Here is a 22489-nt window from a genome sequence, read left to right as displayed (position 1 = left end):
GGCCAGCTCGGCCTCCTCCTCGGCGCGCACGACCTGCTGCCCGGCCCGACGCCGCTCCTCCTCGGTCATCCGGGCGAGGCGCTCCTGCTCGGCGCGGGCCCGCTCCGCTGCGAGGCGCTCCTCCTCGAGCCGCCTTCGCTCCGCCTCCGCCCGCTCGCGCTCGACCGCAATCCGCGCGGCCTCCCCGGATCGCGCGTCGCCCCCGATTCCCGCACGGCGGTTGTAGGTGGCCCGCCCTCTCGGTTGAAAGCGCACGCCGAGCTCGAGCACGTTGTGCGCGATGTTGCTCGCGACGGTGCGGCGCGCTTCGCCCGTCACGGCAAGCACTCCGCTCTCGTCGAGCGAGAGCGCGGCCCCCCCACCGAAGGAGACTCCCGCGTAAAAGCCCTCCAGCAGGTCGCGCACCCGGGGTTCAGCCACGTCCGCGGACACCCGATGGCCGGTCAGCGCCCCCAGGACGTAGGGCGAAAGCCGCTGCCTGCCGAACAGATCGAGTCGTAGACCCAGCCGGCCCCCGGTAGCCGTGTAGCTTCCCGGGTCCTCCGCGGCGTCGGAGTCGCGGTTCACGGCGAAGTAGTGGAAGCCCGCGATCGTCCGTAGAGAACCGATTCCCACGGATCCGAGGTCGAGATCGACCGCGGCGCTCAGGCCCGGATCCGCGTCCTTCGGCGAGGCCACCCCGATGCGGGCCTCGATTCCGCCGAAGGACGGGAATGGCTGCGCCACGAGGAGAGTCGGGGCAGCGACAAGCAGTGAATACACGGCGACACCGAGCCACGTCGATCGAGCGCTCAAGGGCACCTCCGTTCTGAGGCTGCGGCCGTACTGACCGGAAGTAGAACGCCGACGCAAGAATCGGCGCCCCGCCGTGGGACGAGTGCTGCGCGACTCAGGGTGACGGGGCTGATCGTCGACCGTCCCGATCGTGACAGTGCAGCAGCGCCAGCGCAGCCCGAAAGCACGGCGCCCCCGTGTGGCTCCTCGGCCACACGGGGGCGCCTGGTCGGAGGCTCCCCGGAGCCTCCGTCCCGCTTCAGCCCGCGTCCGCGGCCGCTGCGGGCGGCGAATCGCTCCACTCCGCCGCGGGAGCCGCCGCATCGCCCGCGCCGGGCGAGAAGATGCTCCCCGGCACGACACGCCGCCCGCGCAGGAGCGAGAGCGTGAAGGTGGAGCCCTTCCCTTCCTCGCTCCGCACCGTGAGGTCGCCCTGCATCGCCTGGGCGAGCTCGCGGCTGATCGCCAGTCCCAGCCCCACGCCCTGCTGCTTCCCCGAGCACTCCCGCCCCACCTGCACGAAGGGGTCGAAGATCGCCTCCAGCTTCTCCGCGGGGATCCCGCGGCCGGTGTCGGTCACGTGGATGCGCACGCGCTCCTCGTCCGCGTCGCAGTGCACCTGGACGTGCCCCTTCGCCTCGGTGAACTTGATGGCGTTCGTCACCAGGTTGATGAGCACCTGGTCGATCCGGTCCCGGTCGCCCCGCAGGCGCAGCCCCGGCTCGCACGGGTCGCACGCGTAGTGCAGCTCCTTGGCCCTCACCAGCGGGGAGATCACGTCCTCCACCCCCGCGAGGACCTGGGCCACCGGGAGGTCCGCCACCCTCACCTCCAGCCGTCCCGCCTCCAGCTTGGCGAAGTTCAGGACGTCGTTGATCAGCGAGAGCAGGTATTCGTGGTTCCGCTGGATGCGGCCGAGCGCCTTCTGCTGGGCCTCGCTGACCGGCCCGTGGATCCCCAGCGCGATCAGGTCCGTGTACCCGGCGATCGCGTTCAGCGGAGTCCGCAGCTCATGGCTCATGGTGGCCAGGAAGTCGCTCTTGGCCTGGTTCGCCTCCACCGCCTCCGCCGTACGGTCCTGCAGCGCCGCGTTGGCCGTGAGCAGCTCGTCGTTCGAGGCCTCCAGCTCGGCGGAGACCTCCTCGAGGTGCGTGCGCTGGATCATCAGCTCCTCGTTCGCCGCTTCCAGCTCCGAGAGCGTCTCCTGCAGGTGCGCCGACTGGCTCTGCAGCTCCTCCGCCTGCAGCTCCAGCTCCATGGCCTGGTCGGTGACGTCGCGGTTCCTCTGCTCCAGCTCGTCGTTCATCCGCTCCAGCTCGCCCGCGTACCCGGAGAGGAGCCGGTCCGTGAGCAGCGCCACGCCGATCACCAGCCCCGCGCCGCCGAAGAGGATCCAGAGCACCCCCCGCGCGCGGCGCTCCTCCTGCGCGTCGCGCTCCGCCAGCACCCTCGCCTGCTCGGTGCGGAGCGAGTCCAGCATCCCGCGCACCTCGACCGACACCTCCCGGCCCTGCCCCGTCGCCACGAAGTCGCGCGCCGCCTCGAACCCGGCCGTACGGCGGATGGTGATGCCGGTCTCCAGGAGCGCCAGGCGCAGGTCGAGCAGGGAGCCGAGCTCGGTGAGCCGCGGGTCGTCGGCGCCCATCGCGCCGCGGAGCGAGGCGAAGCTCGACCAGACGTCGCGCGCGGCCCCGAGGTACGGCTGCAGCTCGTCCTCGTCGGCGGCCACCAGGAAGCCGCGCTGGCCCGCCTCCGCGTCCACCAGCCGCACCTGGAGCTGGTTCAGGAGCGCGACGGTGCCCTGCGTCTGCCGCACCAGCTCGGCGCTGTGGCGCCGGCGCTGGATGGCGTCGTGCAGGAGCAGGGCGAACGCCACCACGACCAGGGGTGGGAGGAGCAGCGGGGTGAGACGCCGCCAGCGAGAAAGCGTTGGACGCTGCATGTGGCCGCCGGGGGAGAGGGCCGGAAGGAGGCCCGTGAGTGCTGGGCCATCCACAATATAGCGAGATCCGGGGCGGAGAAACACCCCCTGCTGCCGCACAAGGTGTCCGATACCACCCGGACCGGTTTCCGAGCGCCTGCGGAGCCGTGAAGCCGCCCGGCGGGCCGCTAGGCGAGGAGCGCCTCCGCCAGACGGGGCAGGACGGTTCCGAGCCGCCCCTCCACCTTCGCGGCCGCCGCCTCGTCGGCGCGGGTGGGGCCGAGGTTGACGATGCCGATCGGCACGCCCTCGTCCCGGGCCCGGTAGATGAACCGCCGGCCGGAGTACACCGTCAGCGACGAGCCCGCCACGAGCAGCGCGTCGGCTTCCTCGAACAGGCGCCAGGCCTGCTGCACCCGTCCCGCCGGGACGTTCTCCCCGAAGAAGACCACGTCCGGCTTCATGACGCCGCCGCACGAAGCGCAGGCGGGCACGCGGAAGCTCTCCAGCGCCCAGGAAGGGAGCTCCGCGTCCCCGTCCGGGGCCGCCTCGACCCCGTCGCCCGTCCGCCGGTTCAGCCGCTCCGTCCACTCCGCGTTCGATCCCAGCAGCCGCTCCTGGAAGTCGTCCCGCCCCACGCCCCCTCCGCAGTCCAGGCACCGCACCGACGCCAGCGAGCCGTGCAGCTCCACCACCCGCCGGCTCCCCGCGGCGTGGTGCAGCCCGTCCACGTTCTGGGTGATGACGCCCCGGACGACGCCGCCCTCCTCCAGGCGGGCCAGGGCCTGGTGCGCCGCGTTGGGCCGCGCGGCCGAGAAGCGGGGCCATCCCACCGTGCTCCGCGCCCAGTACCGGACCCGCGCGGCTTCGCTCCGCACGAACTCCTGGTACTGGATCGGCGTCCGGGGCCGGAGCGACGCCTCCGGCCCGCGGTAGTCGGGGATGCCGGACTCCGTGCTGCACCCCGCCCCGGCCAGCACCACGACGCGCCGGCCGCGGAGCAGGTCGAGCAGGGCCGGCAGGGCTTCCAGGCCGGGAGGGGAAGTGATCGTGGTCATCGGGTTCCGGAATCTGCGCCCGCGGCTGGCGGAGCGGTGCCGGCGCACGCACGGCCGTGCACCCGTGCCCGCCAGGGTCGACGGTCCCTGGTACGCCCCGTCTCCATGTGGGGTCCCCGGATGAGCCCTATCCGCCGGCTCTGCCGCGCCGTCCCGGTGGAACGTTCACCCGCTCGCGTCCGGGCGTGGGCTTCGCCCCTTCCACGATGGCGCAGACCCTCCCGCCACGTTCCGCGTCGCGGAGCTTCGGCGCGTTCTCGACCAGGTCCGCCAGCTGGCGCCGGAAGGCCGTCAGCTGCTCCAGGCGGCGGTCGACCTCCGCGAGCCTCTCCGCGAGCGCGGCCTGCACCCGGCCGCACGGGCTCTCGCCGATCTCGGCCAGCTCCAGCGTCTCCCTGATGTCGGCCAGCGAAAGGCCGAGCGCCTGCGCCCGGCGGATGAAGCGGAGCCGCTCCATCAGGTCGGGCGGGAAGAGGCGGTAGCCTGCACCGGACCGGGGGGGCGCCGGGATCAGCCCCTCGCGCTCGTAGTAGTGGAGCGTCTGGACCCCGACGCCGAGCTCGGCGGCCGCCTCCCCCGCGCGAAAGTGCTCCTGCCCGCCCTGCGTCGGTTGCGTCACCGCATCCTCCTCGTCTCCAGGTTTCAGCGGAAGCCCATCTCCTCGAGCTGCTGCCGGAGCGCGTCCTCGGTGGTCTCGTCGGGACGGTAGGCCACCCGCACTTCCTTTCGCGCCGCATCCGCCGCCACGAACCGGACCCCCCTGGCCCTGGACAGCTTGCGGTCGATCTTTCTCGCGCAGCTGTCGCAGTGCATCCGCCGCGCGGGGATCACCGCCTCCACCACCGCCTCCTCGGCCGCCTCCGGGACCTCCAGCCGGAGCCGAAGGAGCGAGAGGGTGGAGAGGAGCACCGCGAGGATGGAGGCCGTCATAATCGCGATCGCCACGGGGGCGGTGATCCAGCCCGCGATGGCGAGTGTGATCCCGATCACGTTGGCCGCCACCGCGATGCCGATGTTCTGCTTCATCTTCCGGTGCGAGGCGCGCCCGAGCAGGATCGCGGAGACCACCTTCTCCATCCGGTCGCTCACCAGCACCACGCCCGCGGACTCCATCGCCACGTCGGTTCCGGCGCCCAGCGCGATCCCCACGTCGGACTGGACGAGCGCGGGCGCGTCGTTGATCCCGTCGCCCACCATCGCCACGGTGCGGCCCTCCGCCTGGAGGCGCTCGATCGCCTCCACCTTCTGCTCGGGCAGGAGCTCCGCCCGCACCTCGTCGATGCCCACCTGCCGCGCGATCGCCTCCGCCACGGGGCGGTTGTCGCCCGTGAGGAGCACCGACCGGATCCCGAGCTCTCGCAGGCGGCGGATCGCCCGCTCCGTTCCGGGGCGCGGCACGTCCTGGAGCGCCACCGCCCCGATCATCTCCCCGTCGGCCGCCGCGTAGACGACGGTGTGCCCCTCGGCTTCCAGGCGGGCCGCGTGGTCCGCGCCCTCGCCTCCGGGGCTCACCCCCTCGGCGGCGAGGAAGCTCCGGCGCCCCACCAGCACCCTGCGGCCGTCCACCGTCGCCTGCACGCCCCTCCCCGGCACGGCGCGGAAGTCGGCCGAGGCCGGGAAGCGCACCTCCCGCATCACCGCGTAGCGCAGGATGGCGCCCGCCAGCGGGTGCTCGCTCCGCTTCTCCGCCGCGGCGACGGTCGCCAGCACCTCGTCCGCGGAGCCGCGCACCGCGATCACCTCCCGCACGGTGGGCCGCCCGTACGTCAGCGTTCCCGTCTTGTCGAAGGCGACCGTGTCCACCTCCGCCAGCGACTGGAAGAACTCCCCGGCGCGGACGAGCAGGCCCCGGGCGATGCCGTGCCCGCCGCCGATCGCCAGCACCATGGGCGTGGTGATGCCGAGCGCGCAGGGGTACCCCATGATCAGCGTGGTGAGGCCGATCAGGACGGCCGTGGAGACCTCGCCCGAATGGAGGAGCCAGCCGGCCGCCGCGAGTGCGGCCACGGCGAAGACCACCGGCCCGTAGTAGTTCATGAGCCGGTCCATGAGGAGCTGGATCGGGGGCTTCTTCTCCTCGATGTGCCGCATCAGGCGCACGACCTGGGCGATGTAGCTCTCCGACGCGGGCCGGAGCACCTCGACGCGGAGGAAGCCGTCGAGGTTGATCGTGCCGCCCACCACTTCTTCGCCCACCTCCCGGTAGACCGGAGCGCTCTCGCCCGTCACCGTGGAGAGGTCGAGGCTGGAGGCGCCCTCGCGGACCACCCCGTCCAGCGGCACGCGCTCACCCGGGCGAACCAGGACCGCCTCGCCGGGCTGCACCTCTTCGACCGGCACCTCGACCTCGCGGCCGCCGCGCACCACGCGCGCACGCTCCGCCTGGAGCGCCAGCAGGCGCCGCACCGACTCCGCCGCCGCCTTCCGCGTCCCCAGCTTGAAGTAGCCGAAGAAGAGGTGGAGGGCCATCAGCCAGATCGCCACCGGGAAGAAGTTCGGCCACCCGGCGGGCGCGAAGAGGTGGGCCACCCCGATGCCGAAGGCGCCCCATGCGCCGGCCGAGAGGAGCACGTTCGCGTTGACCACGCGCTGCCCGACGGCCATCAGGGTCTTCCTCAGGATCGGGTACCCGACCCAGAGCAGGACCACGGCCGCCACCAGGCCGCTCACCACCGCCCGGACGCGCCCCGGTGCGCCGAAGAGGTCGAGCGGGTCGAAGAGCAGGTCGGCCACGGCGAGCCCCATGGCCAGGAAGCCGCGCCGCTTGATGGTCGAGAAGATCGCCTCGTCCGTGCTGACCTGCTGGGCCTCGGTCGCCACGACCGTGTAGCCCAGCTCCTCGACCTTCTTCGCCACCTGGTCCTGCGCCACGCGCGCGGGATCCCCCTCCACCAGGATGATCCCGTGCACGAGGTTCACCTGCACGTTCTTCACGCCGTCGAGCCGCTTCAGCGCCTTCTCGACCGACATGGTGCAGAACGAGCACATCATCCCGCTCGCCTTCACCTGGATCAGCTTGTTCGCCATCGTCGCCTCCGCGTCGTCGCGGGTCCGATGCGGACCCGCACGCCTGCACGATAGCGCCTGTAGTCGGATAGAGGGTCAAGAGGCGCCGAGCGATGGAGAGCGGGGCGGCTGCTCCAGGACGGATGCCCGGGTGTCGTGTTCCTCAGAACCAGAACGCCCGCGCGAGCCGGTCCCCGAATCCCTCCTCGGCCGCCCCCGAGCAGCCGGCCGGATCGGGCCGGGTGTTGTGCTCCCCGGCCGTGGAGGCGACCCGCGGGAACTGGGTGCGGGCGGCCTCTTCGGCCGTTTCCGGGCCGAAGCTGATCAGCAGCCGGTCCTGGTCGTCGATGACGAGGTTGCGGATGGACGGGACCTCCTCGCCGTTCAGGATGAACTTCAGCGTCCGCCCCGGGGCGGCGACGTACCGCGCACCCGTGTCGGTGAAGAGATGGTCGTCGCCCACGGTGATGCCCAGGTTCAGCAGCAGGTGGCCCCAGGTGGCGCCGCCGTCGTGCACGTGCACCACGTCGGGGTCGAGGTTGTGCAGGTGCACCCGGTCTTCCGGGTCGACCTTCGCCGGGTTCGCCTTGCACCGGACCACGTCCTCCATGTACCGCTCGTCCGCGAGGTCGAGCCGCTCCCCCTCCACGAACAGCGCCCAGTTCGCGTGGTAGTGCGTGACGGGCTGCGGCGGCAGGAACGCCAGCCGCACCAGGCCGAACAGGAGCACGCCGGCCACCGCACCCGCCACGAGCAGTCCGACCACGAAGCCGATCCGACGATTCACCTCTGCCTCCTTACATCTGCATGTTGCCCATCATCGAACGATGCATCTCCATCAGCCGGGTGATGCGGTCCCGGTGCTCGGGCATGAAGGATTCCAGCTCCGCGGCGCTCATCTCCGGGAGCCGCCTCAGGTCCTCCCGCAGCGCCTCGACCGTGGAGTTCCACGCCTGGTCGTTGGACATGTTCATGTCGCGCATCTCGCGGTTGAACTGCGCGATCATGTTTGCCACCAGCTGGCGGTGCTGGGGCAGGTTGGCCCGGATCTGCTCACCGCCCTGCCCCTCCATCTGCTGCATGTGGGCCTGCGTCTGCTCCATCATACCGCCGCCGCCCATCTGCATCCCCTCCATCCCCTGCATCCCTTCCATTCCCGGCATCCCGCCTGCGGGCTCCGCCACCACGACCGGGGCTTCCGCCTCGCGTGCATCCTCCCCTCCGCAGGCTGCCAGAATCCCGGCGAGGAGCAGCGTCGTCGGTCCATAGGTGTTCCGCATCATCCGTCCTCCGTGTTCAGGGAAAGGCGGGTGCCCCGGAAGAGACCGGGGCACCGATTCCATCAGTTCCTGCTCGCGACCAGATCCTCCGTCAGCACCGGAATCTCCTTCAGCGCGGGCGCGTCGGAGCCACGCCCCATTCGCTTCAGCTCCCACTCCTTCCACAGGGAGTAGACCGCCGGGATCACGATCAGCGTGAGGATTGTGGAGCTGATCATTCCGCCCACCATCGGGGCGGCGATCCGCTTCGCAACGTCCGCGCCCGCACCCGTGCCCCACATGAGGGGGAGAAGGCCGGCGATGGTGGCGACCACCGTCATCATCTTGGGCCGCACGCGCTCCACCGCGCCGTACTCCACCGCGGCGTTCACGTCCGTGCGGCCGCCCAGCCGACCACGCTCACGGCGCTCGTGGTAGGCCTGGTCCAGGTAGATCAGCATGACCACGCCGGTCTCCGCCGCCACGCCGGCCAGTGCAATGAAGCCGATCCCGGTGGCGACGCTCAGGTTGTAGTCCAGCAGCCACATCAGCCATACGCCGCCCACCAGCGCGAAGGGGAGCGAGAGCATCACCAGCGCGCTCTCGGCCACGCTGCCGAACTGGAAGAAGAGCAGCAGGAAGATGATCGCCAGCGTGATCGGCACGACGATCATCAGCTTCCGGTTGGCTCGCTCCATGGCCTCGAACTGTCCCGACCATTCCAGGCGGTATCCGGCAGGGAGGTCGAGCCTCTGCTCGAGGAGCTCTCTCGCCTCCGAGACGTAGCTGCCGATGTCGCGCCCCCGCACGTCGACGTAGACGATGTTGTTCAGGTACGCGTTCTCGCTCTTGATAAGCGGCGATCCCTGGACGATCCGGATGTTCGCCAGCTCGCCCAGCTCCACCTGCGCGCCTGAAGGAGTCGCAACCAGCGTGGAAGCGATCTTCTGGGGGTTGTCGCGCAGCTCCCGCGGATAGCGCACGAGCACGGAGTAGCGCTCGCGCCCCTCGATCACCTCCCCGGCGTACATGCCGCCCACCGCGCCCATCATCGCCATCTGTACGTCGTCGGCCGTCATCCCGTAGCGGGCCGCGGCCTGGCGATTCACGTCGACGTCGAGGTAGCGTCCCCCCATGGCGCGCTCGGCGAACACGGAGTTCGTCCCCTCGACCTGCGGCAGGATCCCCTCGATCTGCTTCCCGATCCTGTCGAGCGTGGTGAGATCGGGACCGAAGATCTTGATCCCCACCGGCGTCTTGATCCCGGTCGCCAGCATGTCGAGCCGGTTCTTGATCGGCATGGACCACATGTTCGCCACGCCCGGAGTCTTCACCTTCGCGTTCATCTCGGCCTGGATGGAGTCGAAGGTGACCCCCGGCCGCCACTCGTCCTCAGGCTTCAGGATGGCGATGGACTCGATCATCGACATCGGCGCCATGTCGGTCGCGGTCTCCGCCCGCCCGATCTTGCCCAGCACCATCTCCACCTCGGGGATGGATGCCATCGCGGCATCGCGCTGCTGCAGGATCTGCTTCGCCTGCGCGGTGCCCACCCCGGGGAACATGCTGGGCATGTCCATGATGCTCCCCTCGTTCAGCGGCGGCATGAACTCGCTCCCCAGTTGCTTCCAGGGCACGATCGTGATCGCCAGCACCGCCCCGGCGGCCCCGATGACCGGCCAGCGGCGCCGGAGAACGAACCGGATGACCGGCCGGTAGACCCGGATCAGGAAGCGGTTGACCGGATTCTTCTCTTCGGGCTTCACTCCGCCCTTGATGAAGAGCCCCATCAGCACCGGGACGAGCGTGATGGAGAGGAGCGCCGCCGACGCCATCGCCAGGGTCTTCGTCCACGCCAGCGGCTTGAAGAGCCGCCCCTCCTGCGCTTCCAGCGCGAACACCGGCAGGAAGCTGAGCGTAATGATCAGCAACGAGGTGAACAGCGCCGGGCCCACCTCCTTGGAAGAATCCACGACCAGTTCCCAGTGCCCCCTGGGGCGCCCCTCCCGGTCGTTGCGCTCCATGTGCTTGTGGAGGTTCTCCACCATCACCAGCGCGGCGTCGATCATCGCGCCGATGGCGATGGCGATCCCGCCGAGGGACATGATGTTTGCTCCGATGCCCAGATACCGCATGGCGAGGAACGCCATCAGGACGCCGATCGGAAGCGTCACGATCGCGACCAGCGCGCTACGGGCGTGGAGCAGGAAGACCAGCGTGACGAGGGCGACGATGATCGCCTCCTGGACCAGCTTCTCGCGCAGGTTGTGGATGGCCCGCGTGATCAGCCCCGATCGGTCGTAGCCGGTCACGAAGGTGACGCCCGGTGGGAGCGCCCCCTCCAGCTCCGCCATCTTCGCCTTCACGCCCTCGATCACGTCCAGCGGGTTCTCGCTGTAGCGCATGACGACCCAGCCGGTGACGATCTCGCCCCGTCCGTTCAGGTCGGCGATTCCGCGGCGGATTTCAGGGCCCAGATGAACCCGCCCGACGTCGCCCACGGTGATCGGCACGCCGCCCGGGCCGACGCCCAGGGAGACCGCGCGGATGTCCTCCATCGAGTCGAACCGTCCGCGGCCCCGCACGACGTACTCGCTGCCGCCCATCTCGAGGACCCGACCGCCCACGTCCGCATTGGACTCCCGCACGGCCTGGATCACCCTCGCCATCGGGATGTCGTAGGCGAGCAGCCGGGCCGGATCGACCTCGATCTGGTACTGCTTCTCGAACCCGCCGAGACTCGCGATCTCCGCCACCCCTTCCACCGAGGTGAGGGCGGGCTTCACGACCCAGTCCTGCAGGCTCCTCAACTCGGCCAGGTTCCGCTTTCCCGTGGTGTCGGCCAGGATGTACTGCATCACCCACCCCACGCCGGTCGCGTCGGGGCCGAGCATGGTCATGGCGCCCTCGGGCAGCCGGTCCTGCACACCGTTCAGGTACTCCAGCACGCGGCTGCGCGCCCAGTACAGGTCCACGTCGTCCTCGAAGACGACGAAGACGCCGGACCGCCCGAACTGGCTCATCCCCCGGACGAACTTGGTCCCGGGAACCTTGAGCATCTCCGTCGAAAGAGGATATGTGACCTGGTCCTCCACCAGCTCCGGCGCCTGTCCCGGCCACTCGGTCATGATGATGACCTGGACGTCGCTCAGGTCCGGCACGGCATCGACGGGCGTCCGCAGCATTGCCCAGGTGCCGGCCAGCGTGACCGCAACGGTTGCGATCAGAACCAGGAGCCGGTTCTTCACCGACCACTCGATCACGGCTTTCAGCATGGCTCAGCGCTCCTTCCGGGGCATCTTCATCCCCTTCATGTCGGCGCCCTTCATCTCCATGCCCTGCATCGAGCCACCGGACATGTCCATCCCGCCCATGTCCATTCCCTCCATGCCGCCCATGTCCATTCCCTCGCCCATCATCCCCATCATGGACTTCATCACCTCCGCCATGTTGGACTCGGAGTCGAGGATGTACTGTGCGGAGGTGACCACCCGCTGGCCCGGCTCCACGCCGGCCAGGATCTCCGTCTGGTCTCCCGCGATCCGTCCGACCTCGACCTCGTGCGGCATGATCTTGCCGCGCCCCATGTCGACGAACACGACCGCCCGCTCCCCGGTGTGGACCACGGCAGAGGTAGGAACCGTGAGCGCGGTGCGCGACGGCGAGGAGATGCGGACGGTGGCGTACATCCCCGGCTTGATCCGCCCTTCCGGGTTGGGGATCGCGATCCGGGCCTTGAGCGTCCGAGCCTCGCTCTCCAGCGTGGGGTAGATGTACTCCACCGTCCCGCGGAGCGGCCGGCCGGGGAAGGAACCGAGCTCCACCGTGGCCTGGGACCCCTCGCGAACGTTGCCGGCATCCCGCTCCCGGAGCTCCGCCTCGACCCACACGTTCGACAGGTCGGCGATCGTGTACAGGCTCTGACCCGCCTGCACGGCCTGGCCGCGGACGACGGGCTTCTCGATGACGACGCCCGAGACGGGCGCGTGCAGCGTCAGGGTGCGGCGGACCTTGCCGGTCCGCAGGATCTGCCGGATCTGGGCGTCCGAGATGTCCCAGAGGCGCAGTCGCCGGATCGCGGCTTCGGCCAGGTTGGAACGGCCCGCGGAGACACCGGGCACGGAACTCTCGCCGAGGCTCGCGTCCAGCCTCGCTGCGAGGAGCACCTCCTCCTGCGCCGCGACCAGCTCGGGCGAATAGATCTCCACCAGCGGCTGCCCGGCCCGGACCGGCTTGCCCGTGAAGTCCACGTACAGGCGCTCCACGAAGCCGCTGAACTTGGGGGCGACCTGGGCGAGGCGGGTCTCGTCGAAGTTGACGATCCCGACCGTGCGGATCTCGTTGCCCAGCGTCCGCTCCTCCACGAAGCCGAACGTGATCCCGAACTGCCGGATCTGGTCGGCCGTCAGGTGAACGGAGCCGTCCATGGACATGTTCATCCCGCCCATGTCCATGCCTTCCATCCCCGCCATCCCCGCCATCTCTCCCTTCCCGGTCCGCTCCTCCGCCTTCGCGTCCGAGCGGTCGCCGAAGAGCGTGAAGGCGCCGAAGGCGATCAGGAGGATGGAGGCGATCGTGACGACCAGCCCGAGAGGGCGCTTCGTCCAGGCGACGAAGCGGTTGCGCGTCTCAATCAGCGTCATTTCAGGATCTCCTCGCCGACGGTGCGCTCCAGCTCCGCCAGACGCTCGGCGAAGCGGGTCAGGGCGCCGTAGTAAGCGGTCTCGTAGCTGTAGAGCGTGGTCTGGTTTTCCAGCAGCGTCAGGAAATCCACCCGGCCCACCTGGAAGGAGGCCGTCGCCGACTCCAACGCGGCGCGTCCCTGCGGGATGATGGACTTCACGTAGAGCGCGAGCTGGGCCCGATCCCGTTCCATGTCGGCGTACGCGCTCGCAACGGCCGATCGGATCTCGTTCGCCCGCTCGTGGTGCTCGGCCTGGAGCGCCGACAGCTCGGCCTCGGCCTCCTTCGCCAGCAGATCCTGGCGCTGGGCTTTCCTGAGGGGGACCGGGATGGACACCATGGCCGAGACCACGTCGGAGGCGCCGCTGCGCTGCCCGTACTGGACCGAGACATCAAAGTCGGGCAGGTGCTCCTTGCGCGCCAGCTCCACCCGCGCGGCCTGCGCCTCGATCATCGCCTGGTGCGCGCGAATCGCGGGGTTCTGGCGGATCGCGGCCTCCTGGAGCTCCGCGAGCGGCGGCAGGGGGGAGTTCGCCGCACGCGAGCCGAGCGCGGCCGAGGCGAAGCGGATGTCCTTCGCGTTGTCCGCGACCGCTGCCCGAGCGATGCGCTCGGGAATCGTGGCTTCCGGCACGGCCGCGTCACTCGGCCGGTCGAGGGCGGCATTCAGGCGGGCAAGGGCGGCCCGTCGGCGCTCGGTCAGGTCGACCGCCTCCTCGGCGAGCCGGGCGGCCTCTACGCGCGCCTTCAGCACGTCCGTCTGGTTTCCCACCCCCACGCCGTAGCGGGACTCCGTGACCCGGGTGAAGTTGGCCAGGAGCTTCTCGTTGCGCCCGACGATCTCCAGCGCCCGATCCACGAACGCGAGATCCGCGTAGGCGTCGGTCACCTCCTGCCGGACGGCCCACCTCGCCGCCTCGAGACGCGCCTCGGCGGCCGCGAGCTCGAGCTCGGAGACGCGACGCCGTAGCCTCAGCTTACCGGGGTAGGGGATCGTCTGGCCGACCCCGACCGTGGCCATGGTCATGGAAGTCATGTCCTCCCGATCGCGCCCGCTGATCGGGACGTTCATCACGCCCACGCCCAGCATCGGGTCGGGGAGCGCACCCGCGGGGCGGACGGCGGCCTGGGCCGCTTCCACCCGGTCGCGGGCAGCGCGGATCGAGGGGTGAACCGAGAGGGCGTGCGAGATCAGCCCTTCCAGGCTCTGCGGGGCACCCGCGGCCGGAGGCGGCGAGCTCGCGGTGGTGGACTGCGCGTACGCACCGCCGACGCTCGCAAGCAGCGCGAAGAGGGCGGGCAGAAATACGCGTGCAAGCGCTGGGGCTGCCGGGCGGGCATGCCGCGGATGCTCCACCGCGGACGGAGCGGAAGAAGTCGAGATCATGGTTCCTTGGGTGTGTCCAATGGCATGCGCTCGCTCGGCCGAGCCGAAGCGTGTACGCATGTCCCGATGGTCCGGGCCCGGGAAGAGCGCAGGATCAGCGGATCACAAAACGATTGTCTTGTGTTGGACTACGCCCGCGGAGGGGGAAGCTCCGGAGGGGAGGTGCGGGTGTGCGGAACCTGAGAGGACGCCACCGCCGGGGACTGGAGGGGCGCCGGGAGGTGGAGCGCGACCGCATACGGAGGCGCAGAGACCGCCAGCACGCACGAGGACGCGGACGGGCACTGTCCAGGCATCCCCGGCATGTCGCAGGGGGCCTGGTCCGGGCAGGGGGCCTCGTCCGAGGCCTTGGATCCGGCGTCGACCGCCGCCGCGCTCGCGGAGACTTCGGACGCCATCTCCATCATGCCCATGCCGGACATGTCGCCCGATGGCTCGAGCGCACGCGCGAGCCCGCCCACCACCATGAGGTGGAGGACGAAGAAGCTCGCGAAGAGCGCAGCGATCGGACGAGAGCGTTTCATTCTACGCTTGAATACCCGCAAGCGGCTCGAAGTTGCCCGAGCTCCACAGACTTGTCCCGTGGTGTCGGCGATGGGCGAGTACACTCCACCTTCCGGTCAAGCAGGACGAGCCGCGGGGCGAGCCTCGGGTCCCGGTGGGTGCGCGACGTTTTCCGCGAGATGACCAAGCAATTCCCGAGCCGCATCTGCTCGGAGATCCGAGACCCGAGCTCCGCCGGCGGGACGTAGTGGTCACCCCGCCGGGGAGTCGGCCGGACGGTTCTGCCTAAGCAGCCTCGTCCGGGAACGGCTCGTCCTGGCTTTCCTGCCACTGGAACTGCCGCTGCTCCTCTGTCCAGAGCGTCTTCAGGTACGTGATCACGGCCCGGATCTCCGTCGGGGAGAGGATGCCCTGGAACGCGGGCATCGTGAGCCGATCGGTCCGATTGAACGGGTCTCGCCAGCCCTGGAGCACGATGTGATAGAGCATCCGGTCGGAGTGCTTCCACGTGTGCCCCACCGGGTCGTGCGGGGGAGCCGGCAGCTCGCCGAGGGCGTCGGGCGTCTCCCAGTTCGGCTGACCCTCTCCCACCGGGCCATGACAGGACGCGCAGTACTGCTGGTAGACATGGCGCCCGAGCGCGACGACCTCCGGGTCCGGGGGGGGTGGGCCGTCCCGGCCCCGCCCACAGGCGGAGAGCAGGAGGGACACCCCCGTGAGACCGGCGACCGTCGACTTACGCACGGAGACGCTCCCAGCTGCTCCCCTGGTCTGCGCTCCGGAGAACCGCACCCTCCCGGTCGGCCGCGTACAGCGTCCCGGCCGCATCGACGGCGAGCGCCGGGAGGATCGGCTCCGCGGAAACGCGCTCCCAGCTCTCGCCGCCATCGGTGCTCCGGAAGAGACCCTCGACCGTGCTCGCATAAACGCGCTTCGGCTGCGTCGGATCGTAGGCTACGTCGAAGATCTCACCCTCCGGGAGCTCTCCCGTGGGCCTCCAGCCGCAGAAGCAATCCATCGAACGCCGTACGCCCTCGGGCGTCGCCGCGAAGAGCCAGCCCGACTGCATGCTGCCCTCCATGTCCGAGTGGAGGAACTGCAGGATCGGAGCGCCGGGGCCACTATCCATGCGCGTCCACGTCTCGCCCGCGTCCTCGCTCCGGTAGATTCCCTCGTCAGCGAAGGAAGCGTACAGCGTCCTGGGCTGGTCCGCGTGCACCGCGAAGGCCCCGACGTCCCGGCTGGGAAGCTCACCGCTACGGGGGATCCACGTCTTCCCGCCATCGGTGCTCTGAAGCACTCCCACGCCGGGGCCCGCGGCGTAGAGCACCCGCCCGGAATCGGCAGCGGCCACCGCGGAGAGCCGGCCCTGCCGCACGGAGGCCGGCAGCGGGATGGGCTTCCACGTCGCTCCGCCATCCGCGCTCGCATAGAGCGCCTGTGGATATGCCTTGAGCAGGCGCCCGCCCGCGGCGTCGTATTCGAGCGCCGCGATCTCCCCCTGCGGCGCTCCCTCCGGGAGTACGCCCGCCTCGCCGGCGTCGCCGCCACACGCGGCGAGGCCACCGAGGAGGAGCGCCGAGGCTCCGAAATTCCGCAGATGGGCCCGAATCCGATTCTTCATGCCGATCTCGTCGTCGCTGGATAGTGAACGCCCGGGATCTTCATCCGCTCATCGCGTGGCGTAGACTCGCGAGCCACCCCCCTGCTCGATCGCGAAGATCTCATAGGGCGCGCGGTTCGGACCCGCTGCCGGCATCCCCTCCACACCCGCCGGCATGCCGGGCACCGCCAGGCCGCGGATCGCGGGCTTCTCGGCGAGCAGCTGCCGGATCACATCCGCCGGGACGTGTCCCTCGAGCACGTAGCCGGCCACCTCGGCCGTGTGGCAGGACGCGAGGTCCACGGTGACCCCGTGCTGCTTCTTCACGGCATTCAGGTCCGCCCCTTCCTTCATCTCCACGCGGAAGCCGCTCTTCTGCAGGTGCTCCGCCCACTCGCCGCAGCACGCGCAGGTGGGGTTCTTGTACACCGTGATCACCGGGGCATCGGCGAGTGCGAGTGCGTTGGCGGAGTGCTCGGCCGCGAAGGCCGGCTCCGCGTGTCCGCGGTACAGGGTGCCGAAGACGGCAACCGCCACCAGCGCCACCAGCCCAAGGATCCACTTCGTCCGGTTCTTCATCGTGCGATCTCCATTTCGTTCATCTCCCGATGGGACCGGACCTCCGGAGAGGTCCGGCCGTGGCGTGATGGGGGTTAGCTACCGGAGCGCTCCTTGTGCATCCCGTTCATTCCCCCGCCCATCATCCCCTTAATCATCGGGCAGTCCTTCATGTCCATCCCACCCATCATCATCCCGTGCATCCCCATCATCCCGCCACCCAGCCTGGAGAGCTTCTCACGCTGCTCCGCGGTCAGGATCTGCTGCGTCTGGTGACGGGCGCGAAGCATCGCGACGCCCATCTCGGTGTGCATCTCACCCATGCGGCCGAAGGCGGCGCGGGCGGCGGCCTCGTCGAAGCGCTCCCCCTCGGTCGCCTTCGCGATCTCCTGATGGATGGCCTGCATCTGTCCCATCATCTGCATGTGCCCGGGATGAGCACTCTTCTGGAGCGCCTCCAGCCGCTGGACCTGATCGGCGGTGAGCCCCAGCTCCTGCTTGTGCTGGAGCGCGGCCGCGGGTCCCTGCTGCATGGACTTCATCATCGGACAGTCCTGCATCATCGACATCATCCCGCCCATCATCCCACCGTGGCGCCCCTGGGCGTAGACCACGCCGGCGACGGTGACGAGGAGTACGAACAGGCCGAACAGGATCGAGAAACGGCGTGTGGTCTTGGTCATTTTCGGTCTCCGAGTAGCGTTCTCCTGGCGCCCCGGGTCCCACGCATCAAGGCGTCAGGAATCCCCGAGGAGCCGTGACCACTCAGGGGCATTGGCCCCGAGCGAACTTCAGCGTCTGTGCTGGAGGTGCGTGCCGGGGAGACCCGGAACGCGAGGGATTACGCCCGGGGAGGGCGGAAGAACGCGGAGACCAGAAGCAGGTCGCGCGTCTGAGAGGCAGAAAGCGGAACAATCGCGCTCTCGGGCGAGAGCGCGGAGAAATCAGGGGCCTCGGCAGGAACCGTGGCCACGGTCGAGCAGGCACCCGAGGCCGCCGCGGGCGCCATCGGGCACTGCGGACCTTCCGGATGCGTGGGCTTGGTGTCCTCGGAACGATCCGCATCCGTCATCGGCGCCATCTCGACGCCACAGCCGTCCATCATGGAGGCGGCCGCCGAAACCATACCCGAATCCATGCCCGACGCGCACGTGGACGCCGACAGCGCCCCGGCTCCCGCAAGGGAGAGGGCGATGAGCGCAAAGAGCGCGGCGAAGACACGAATCCGGGTCATCATGAGGACAAATCTAACGGCGATCAGGCTCCGGTGGCAACCCTTCGATCATGAAGGATTTATGAAGGCCCCGTCGCCACAAGGGTTTGGCAAGCTTTATGCCCCATCTTTTAGAAGGCTTGATTCCGTACCGTGGTACGGGTGTTACACTGGACCGGAAGAGGGTGCATGGAGTCGCTGACCATCGGACAGGTCGCCGACGCGGCAGGGGTCGGGGTCGAGACGGTTCGCTTCTACCACCGAAAAGGGCTGGTCGAAGAGCCACCGAGGCAGGGCACGTCGCACCGCCGGTACCCGCCCGAAGCGGTGGCGCGCATCCGCTTCATCCGCGGAGCGCAGAACCTGGGGTTCAGCTTGAAGGAGATCGAGGACCTGATGAGCCTGCGCATCGCGCCGGGCGCGAGCAAGGCGGATGTTAAGGCCAGGGCGGAGGCGAAGGTCGCTGAGATCCAGCAGAAGATGGATGACCTGCAGCGGATGCGGGACACGCTCCTGAAGCTGATCGGCGCCTGTGAGGGCAGTGGATCGCTGGATGACTGCCCGATCCTGGACGCCTTCGACGAGGGCCCCACCTGAGCGGGGGGAAGACGGGCCGGAAGCACAACCACACACTTCTCGAGGAGAGACGACATGGCAGCAATCGAACTGGGTACCTACCTGAAGGGGACCGGAGCCGAGCGGTACCATGACTGCATCGAAGCGTGCGTGCAGTGCGTGATCGCATGCGAGGTCTGCGCGGAAGGGTGTCTTCGCTCGGAGGACGTGAAGGAGAGGCTCGACTGTATCCGCCTGTGCCGCGACACCACCGAGCTGTGCGTCTCGGCCGTGATCGTCCTGGCCCGCGGGAGCGAGAACGTGGCGGAGCTCTGCCGCGCGGTGGCGGAGACCTGCGAGCGGTGCGCCGCCGAGTGCGAGAAGTACGAGGGCGAGATGATGCGCCGCTGCGCCGAAGCCTGCCGCCGCTCGGCCGAAGAGTGCCGCCGAATCGCGGCGTAGCCCACTACACATGAATGAGGGAGCTACGCCATGGTGAGCGGACCGCTACGAGCTGTGCTCTGGGTGCTCGGAGGGCTGGCCGTCATCTGGCTCGTCGCGGGCCTGGCGATGCTCCCCTCGATGGGCCGGATGATGGAGGGCCGGATGATGGAGGGCGGGATGATGAGCGGGGGAATGATGATGGGGATGGGAGCCATGATGAGCATGATGGGGATGATGGCCGCCCAGTTCCTCGCCATGGTCGGGCTGCTGGGTGTCTTCGTCTACCTGGTCGTGGATTCGCTACGCCGCCGCCGCGCATGATTGACTCCGTCCGGAGAACTGGACCATGACCCTGGCGGAAATCCTGGTTACCATCGGCGGGATCATCCTCATCGCACTGATCCTCTGGTACTTCTTCTGGAGCGAGGGAGAGCGCGTGCGCGCCGTCGCCTCGGGAGAGGGCGTGCAGGAGATCGAGATACAGGTCAAGGGAGGCTATGACCCGGACCTGATCCTGGTGGAGGCCGGGCGACCCGTCCGTCTCGACTTCCACCGGAACGAGACCGCGGACTGCTCCGAAGAGATCGTCTTCGGTGACTTCGGGATCCGCAAGCGCCTCCCCGCCTTCCAGACCACGCCGGTCGAGTTCACCCCTGAGAGACCCGGGGAGTATGTCTTCACGTGCGGGATGGGTATGCTGCGCGGGAAGCTCCTGGTGGAGCCGGGTCGCGACGGGGCTTCCAGGGAGAGCTGAGCATGGTCGAGAACGGAGGGATCGGGACGGAGCCCACGGGCGCGGCGCCGGATGGGCAGTACCAGTCGGCGCGGATCACCGTGCCGGTGGCCGGGATGCACTGCGCGGCCTGCGCCAACCGCATCGAGCGCAACCTCCAGAAGGCCCCGGGGGTGCGGGAGGCGAACGTCGATTTCGCGACCGGCCGGGCCACGGTCGAGTATGAACCCGACAAGGCGGGCATCCGGGACGCTGTCCAGGTGATCCGGGAGGCCGGGTACGAGCCGGCCGAGGCGATCGAGGAGGAGGACCCGGAGCAGCGCGAGCGGATCACGCGGGTACGCGAGTACCGCGCGCTGCAGCGGAAGTTCTGGGTGAGCATGATCATCGGGATCATCGCGAGTGCGGCCATGGCGTTCAGCTCGATCACGGTGGTGCTCAACAGCCTCCGGCTGAAGGCGTTCAACCCCGCACGAGGCTGAGCGCATGGTAGGCGTGGGGAGGGAGCAGGCTCGCACGCTCGCCCGCAGCGCGGGCCCCGGGATCCTGAGGCTCCCGGAGGTGAACGTCGCGATCTTTGCGTTCCTGCTGAACTTCGTCTGGGAGTTCTGGCAGGTGCCCTTCTTCGAGGGAATGGCGGCTGCACCGCACTGGGATGCGGTGCAGTTCTGCACCGGCGCAACTCTCGGGGACGCCGGGATCGCACTCGTGGGATTCTGGGCCGTGGCGGCGGTCCGCTCGCGAGCCTGGATTCTCCGCCCGACCTCGGGCGAGGTGATCGCCTTCACGGCCGTGGGGGTGGCGATCACGTTGCCCCTCGAGTGGCTCGCGACGGAGGTGCTGCGCCGCTGGACCTACGCGGAGATCATGCCGACCCTCCCGCTCCTGGGAACTGGCCTCCTGCCGCTCCTCCAGTGGACGGTTCTGCCGCCGCTCATCGTCTGGTTCGTCCGCCGTCAGCTCACCTGAGCCTGGACGCTGGCGTGCGCGGAAACGCCCAGCTCCTTCGCCGCGCAGAGCCGTGAGATGCCGCGCGCGCCCGGCCCCCTCCGCCCCTACCGCCGGTTCCGCGAGGACCAGTGGATCGCCGCGATCCGCCATCCCTCGGGGGTGCGGACGAGCACCATCAGCTCGGCGCCCACGGAGTTGACGTCCCGCTCCCGGTAGCGGCCCTGGGTCACGCTGGTCGAGGTGGCCCACGCCGCGTCGCCCCGGACGGACACGTGGATCGGCCCGCGCTCCCGCGGCACCGCCCGCGCGAAGGCGATGTCGGCCGGGAGGTGGTGCGACCGGTACTCCGCGCGGGTCTCCATCCCGCCGCTCTCCAGGATCACCGCGTCCGGGGTGAGGAGCGCCAGGGCGGCCGCGCTGTCCCCGGCCGCCAGCGCCCGGTGGTAGCGGTCGACGGTCTCCGCGACCGCCGCCGAATCCTGCGCCGCGGCGACTCCCCGTGCCTCCGCGCCCCCGCCCGGCGCCTGCCACACCAGCGTCGCCCAGTGGGCGTCCCAGTCGGCCCCCGACCCGGGATCCGCCGGCACGATCTGGAGCGTCCGGACGTTCCACAGCCCTCCGCGGCCGAGCCGGACACGCGCGACGCCCTCGGCGTCGGTTTCGAGGGCCTGGTGGGGGGTCCCGGTCTGCTCGCGTCCCGGCTCGGGCGCGGCCTCCGCGTGCACGCGCGCGCCGGCGAGCGGCCGGCCGCGGTAGAGGAGCCGCACGGGGAGCGTCCCCCCGGCGCCGACCGAGGAGGGGTCCTGGAGAGGCACGAACTCCAGCGGGTGCCCGGCCACGCGATCGAACGCACGGGGGCCGTTTCGGCCCACCTCCACCAGCGTCTTCGCGTACTTGGCATAGCGGCGCGTCAGGCTGTCGGTCGCGGGCCGCCCCATCCGGTCCACCGTGGAGAGCGCCTCGGGCGCGCCTTCGAGCTCGACGTAGCGCCGGAAGCTCGCGACCGATTCCCGCAGGGACCGTGGATGGAGGCGAACCGCCACGACGCGCTGCCCTGCCCCCCTGGGCTGGTGCCGCAGGACGAGCGAGGTGCCGGAACGGGAGAGGTCGCGGATGCGCTCTTCCCCCGTCGCCCCGATCACCCGGGCGTCCGCCACGCGGTCGGCCGTGACCGCGGACTCGCTCGTGGGGAACTCGCTGCTGGTCTGGCCGTGCACACGGAGCTGTCCGCCGTCTGCCACCTGGAAGGCGTCGGGCACCAGCCAGAAGTCGTGTGCGGACAGGGTCCCCGCGGCGAGGACCAGGACGGCTGCAGCGGCGAGCCCCAGCGCGGCGCGGTGGCGAGTGGATACGGGTCGCATGCCGGGAGCTCTCCTGGATGAGGTGGATGGGGCGCTCGGGGAGCGGGCGCGCCTCCCGGGGCGCGATGGACGGACGAGCCCCGGCGCGGGACTCGCCCCGGCTCTCGTCCCGGTCAGGGCTCCTGGAGGATGATCCGCCGCACGCCCGGATCCGTCCATGCCTCGCGGAGCGCGGAGTCGTTCTGGATCCGCCGCTGCACGACCGGGTCCTGCACCAGCTCCTGGACCAGCGTCAGGAGCTTCTCCGTACCCTCGCCTGGAGGGACGGCCCCCGCGGCGCGGGGCTGCCCGTGCTCCGCGTGGGAGGCCGGGGCGCGGCTCTGTCCATGCGCTGCTCCGTGCGGCGCGGACGCGGCGGTCTGTCCGTGCCCCGCCGCATGCGATCCGGCCGGCCGACCCTGCGCATGCCCCGCATGGGCCGTTCCGGTGCGCTCCTGGCCGTGGGCCGCTGGATGCGCCCCGGTGGCGCCGTGGCCCGT

General features: G+C 70.0%; 23 protein-coding genes. 6 read left to right on the top strand and 17 right to left on the bottom strand.

Translation table 11 applies throughout. The features are described from left to right. The 15 genes from VGR37_22020 to VGR37_21950 form a co-directional block, all read right to left on the bottom strand. On the bottom strand, nucleotides 1-726 hold a 726-nt coding region (locus tag VGR37_22020; GenBank protein HEV2150090.1), incomplete at its 3' end, for a hypothetical protein. A 307-nt stretch (nucleotides 727-1033) separates the two neighbouring features. Beyond that, nucleotides 1034-2716 (bottom strand): ATP-binding protein, encoded by a 1683-nt coding sequence (locus tag VGR37_22015; protein ID HEV2150089.1) that lies wholly within the window; start codon nucleotides 2714-2716, stop codon nucleotides 1034-1036. A gap of 167 nt (nucleotides 2717-2883) precedes the next feature. Beyond that, a complete protein-coding gene (locus tag VGR37_22010) occupies nucleotides 2884-3753 on the bottom strand; it encodes an NAD-dependent protein deacetylase (GenBank protein ID HEV2150088.1) in 870 nt (289 codons plus the stop codon). 127 nt (nucleotides 3754-3880) lie between these two features. Further along, nucleotides 3881-4372: a heavy metal-responsive transcriptional regulator gene (locus VGR37_22005; protein HEV2150087.1), complete on the bottom strand. Its 492-nt coding sequence runs from the start codon at nucleotides 4370-4372 to the stop codon at nucleotides 3881-3883. 23 nt (nucleotides 4373-4395) lie between these two features. Beyond that, on the bottom strand, nucleotides 4396-6780 hold the full coding sequence (locus VGR37_22000) for a heavy metal translocating P-type ATPase (protein ID HEV2150086.1): 2385 nt from the start codon (nucleotides 6778-6780) through the stop codon (nucleotides 4396-4398). 142 nt (nucleotides 6781-6922) lie between these two features. Continuing rightward, entirely contained in the window at nucleotides 6923-7546 is a 624-nt protein-coding gene (locus VGR37_21995) for a hypothetical protein (protein ID HEV2150085.1), read from the bottom strand. A gap of 10 nt (nucleotides 7547-7556) precedes the next feature. Continuing rightward, the gene (locus VGR37_21990; GenBank protein HEV2150084.1) at nucleotides 7557-8042 is read right to left on the bottom strand and encodes a hypothetical protein; all 486 of its coding nucleotides are present in this window, start codon (nucleotides 8040-8042) and stop codon (nucleotides 7557-7559) included. Nucleotides 8043-8101: 59 nt separating this feature from the next. After that, complete coding sequence (locus tag VGR37_21985; GenBank protein HEV2150083.1) at nucleotides 8102-11293, bottom strand: CusA/CzcA family heavy metal efflux RND transporter; 3192 nt, start codon at nucleotides 11291-11293, stop codon at nucleotides 8102-8104. A gap of 3 nt (nucleotides 11294-11296) precedes the next feature. Next, nucleotides 11297-12661, bottom strand: coding sequence for an efflux RND transporter periplasmic adaptor subunit (locus VGR37_21980; GenBank protein HEV2150082.1), 1365 nt, complete (start codon nucleotides 12659-12661; stop codon nucleotides 11297-11299). Next, nucleotides 12658-14088 (bottom strand): TolC family protein, encoded by a 1431-nt coding sequence (locus tag VGR37_21975; GenBank protein HEV2150081.1) that lies wholly within the window; start codon nucleotides 14086-14088, stop codon nucleotides 12658-12660. The genes VGR37_21980 and VGR37_21975 overlap by 4 nt, the downstream gene beginning before the upstream one ends. Before the next feature lie 789 nt (nucleotides 14089-14877). Further along, entirely contained in the window at nucleotides 14878-15336 is a 459-nt protein-coding gene (locus VGR37_21970) for a cytochrome c (protein ID HEV2150080.1), read from the bottom strand. Beyond that, complete coding sequence (locus tag VGR37_21965) at nucleotides 15329-16216, bottom strand: YCF48-related protein (protein ID HEV2150079.1); 888 nt, start codon at nucleotides 16214-16216, stop codon at nucleotides 15329-15331. Before VGR37_21965 ends, VGR37_21970 begins: the two co-directional genes overlap by 8 nt. Nucleotides 16217-16264: 48 nt before the next feature. Then, a complete protein-coding gene (locus VGR37_21960; protein HEV2150078.1) occupies nucleotides 16265-16774 on the bottom strand; it encodes a DUF411 domain-containing protein in 510 nt (169 codons plus the stop codon). Nucleotides 16775-16848: 74 nt separating this feature from the next. Continuing rightward, nucleotides 16849-17436 (bottom strand): Spy/CpxP family protein refolding chaperone, encoded by a 588-nt coding sequence (locus tag VGR37_21955; GenBank protein ID HEV2150077.1) that lies wholly within the window; start codon nucleotides 17434-17436, stop codon nucleotides 16849-16851. Nucleotides 17437-17594: 158 nt separating this feature from the next. Beyond that, nucleotides 17595-17990, bottom strand: coding sequence for a hypothetical protein (locus VGR37_21950; protein HEV2150076.1), 396 nt, complete (start codon nucleotides 17988-17990; stop codon nucleotides 17595-17597). Nucleotides 17991-18155: 165 nt separating this feature from the next. On the opposite strand from VGR37_21950, the gene VGR37_21945 reads away from it, so the two are divergent. From VGR37_21945 to VGR37_21920, 6 genes are read left to right on the top strand one after another with little or no spacing between them, the layout of a single operon-like run. After that, complete coding sequence (locus VGR37_21945; protein ID HEV2150075.1) at nucleotides 18156-18563, top strand: MerR family DNA-binding protein; 408 nt, start codon at nucleotides 18156-18158, stop codon at nucleotides 18561-18563. 54 nt (nucleotides 18564-18617) lie between these two features. Beyond that, nucleotides 18618-18983 (top strand): four-helix bundle copper-binding protein, encoded by a 366-nt coding sequence (locus VGR37_21940; protein ID HEV2150074.1) that lies wholly within the window; start codon nucleotides 18618-18620, stop codon nucleotides 18981-18983. A 30-nt stretch (nucleotides 18984-19013) separates the two neighbouring features. After that, a complete protein-coding gene (locus VGR37_21935) occupies nucleotides 19014-19286 on the top strand; it encodes a hypothetical protein (GenBank protein HEV2150073.1) in 273 nt (90 codons plus the stop codon). A gap of 25 nt (nucleotides 19287-19311) precedes the next feature. Continuing rightward, nucleotides 19312-19719: a cupredoxin domain-containing protein gene (locus VGR37_21930; protein HEV2150072.1), complete on the top strand. Its 408-nt coding sequence runs from the start codon at nucleotides 19312-19314 to the stop codon at nucleotides 19717-19719. Between the two features lie 2 nt (nucleotides 19720-19721). Next, nucleotides 19722-20180, top strand: a complete 459-nt coding sequence (locus VGR37_21925) for a heavy metal translocating P-type ATPase (protein ID HEV2150071.1) — start codon at nucleotides 19722-19724, stop codon at nucleotides 20178-20180. A gap of 4 nt (nucleotides 20181-20184) precedes the next feature. After that, a complete protein-coding gene (locus VGR37_21920) occupies nucleotides 20185-20667 on the top strand; it encodes a hypothetical protein (protein ID HEV2150070.1) in 483 nt (160 codons plus the stop codon). An 86-nt stretch (nucleotides 20668-20753) separates the two neighbouring features. On the opposite strand, the gene VGR37_21915 is transcribed toward VGR37_21920, so the two are convergent. Together VGR37_21915 and VGR37_21910 are read right to left on the bottom strand one after the other, a co-directional pair. Next, nucleotides 20754-22010, bottom strand: coding sequence for a DUF4198 domain-containing protein (locus tag VGR37_21915; protein ID HEV2150069.1), 1257 nt, complete (start codon nucleotides 22008-22010; stop codon nucleotides 20754-20756). A 113-nt stretch (nucleotides 22011-22123) separates the two neighbouring features. Then, a partial coding sequence (locus VGR37_21910) for a hypothetical protein (protein ID HEV2150068.1) occupies nucleotides 22124-22489 on the bottom strand: 366 nt, incomplete at its 5' end.

Source organism: Longimicrobiaceae bacterium (assembly GCA_035936415.1).
GTDB lineage: Bacteria > Gemmatimonadota > Gemmatimonadetes > Longimicrobiales > Longimicrobiaceae > JAFAYN01.
This window is presented reverse-complemented; position numbering and strand designations above follow the sequence as displayed.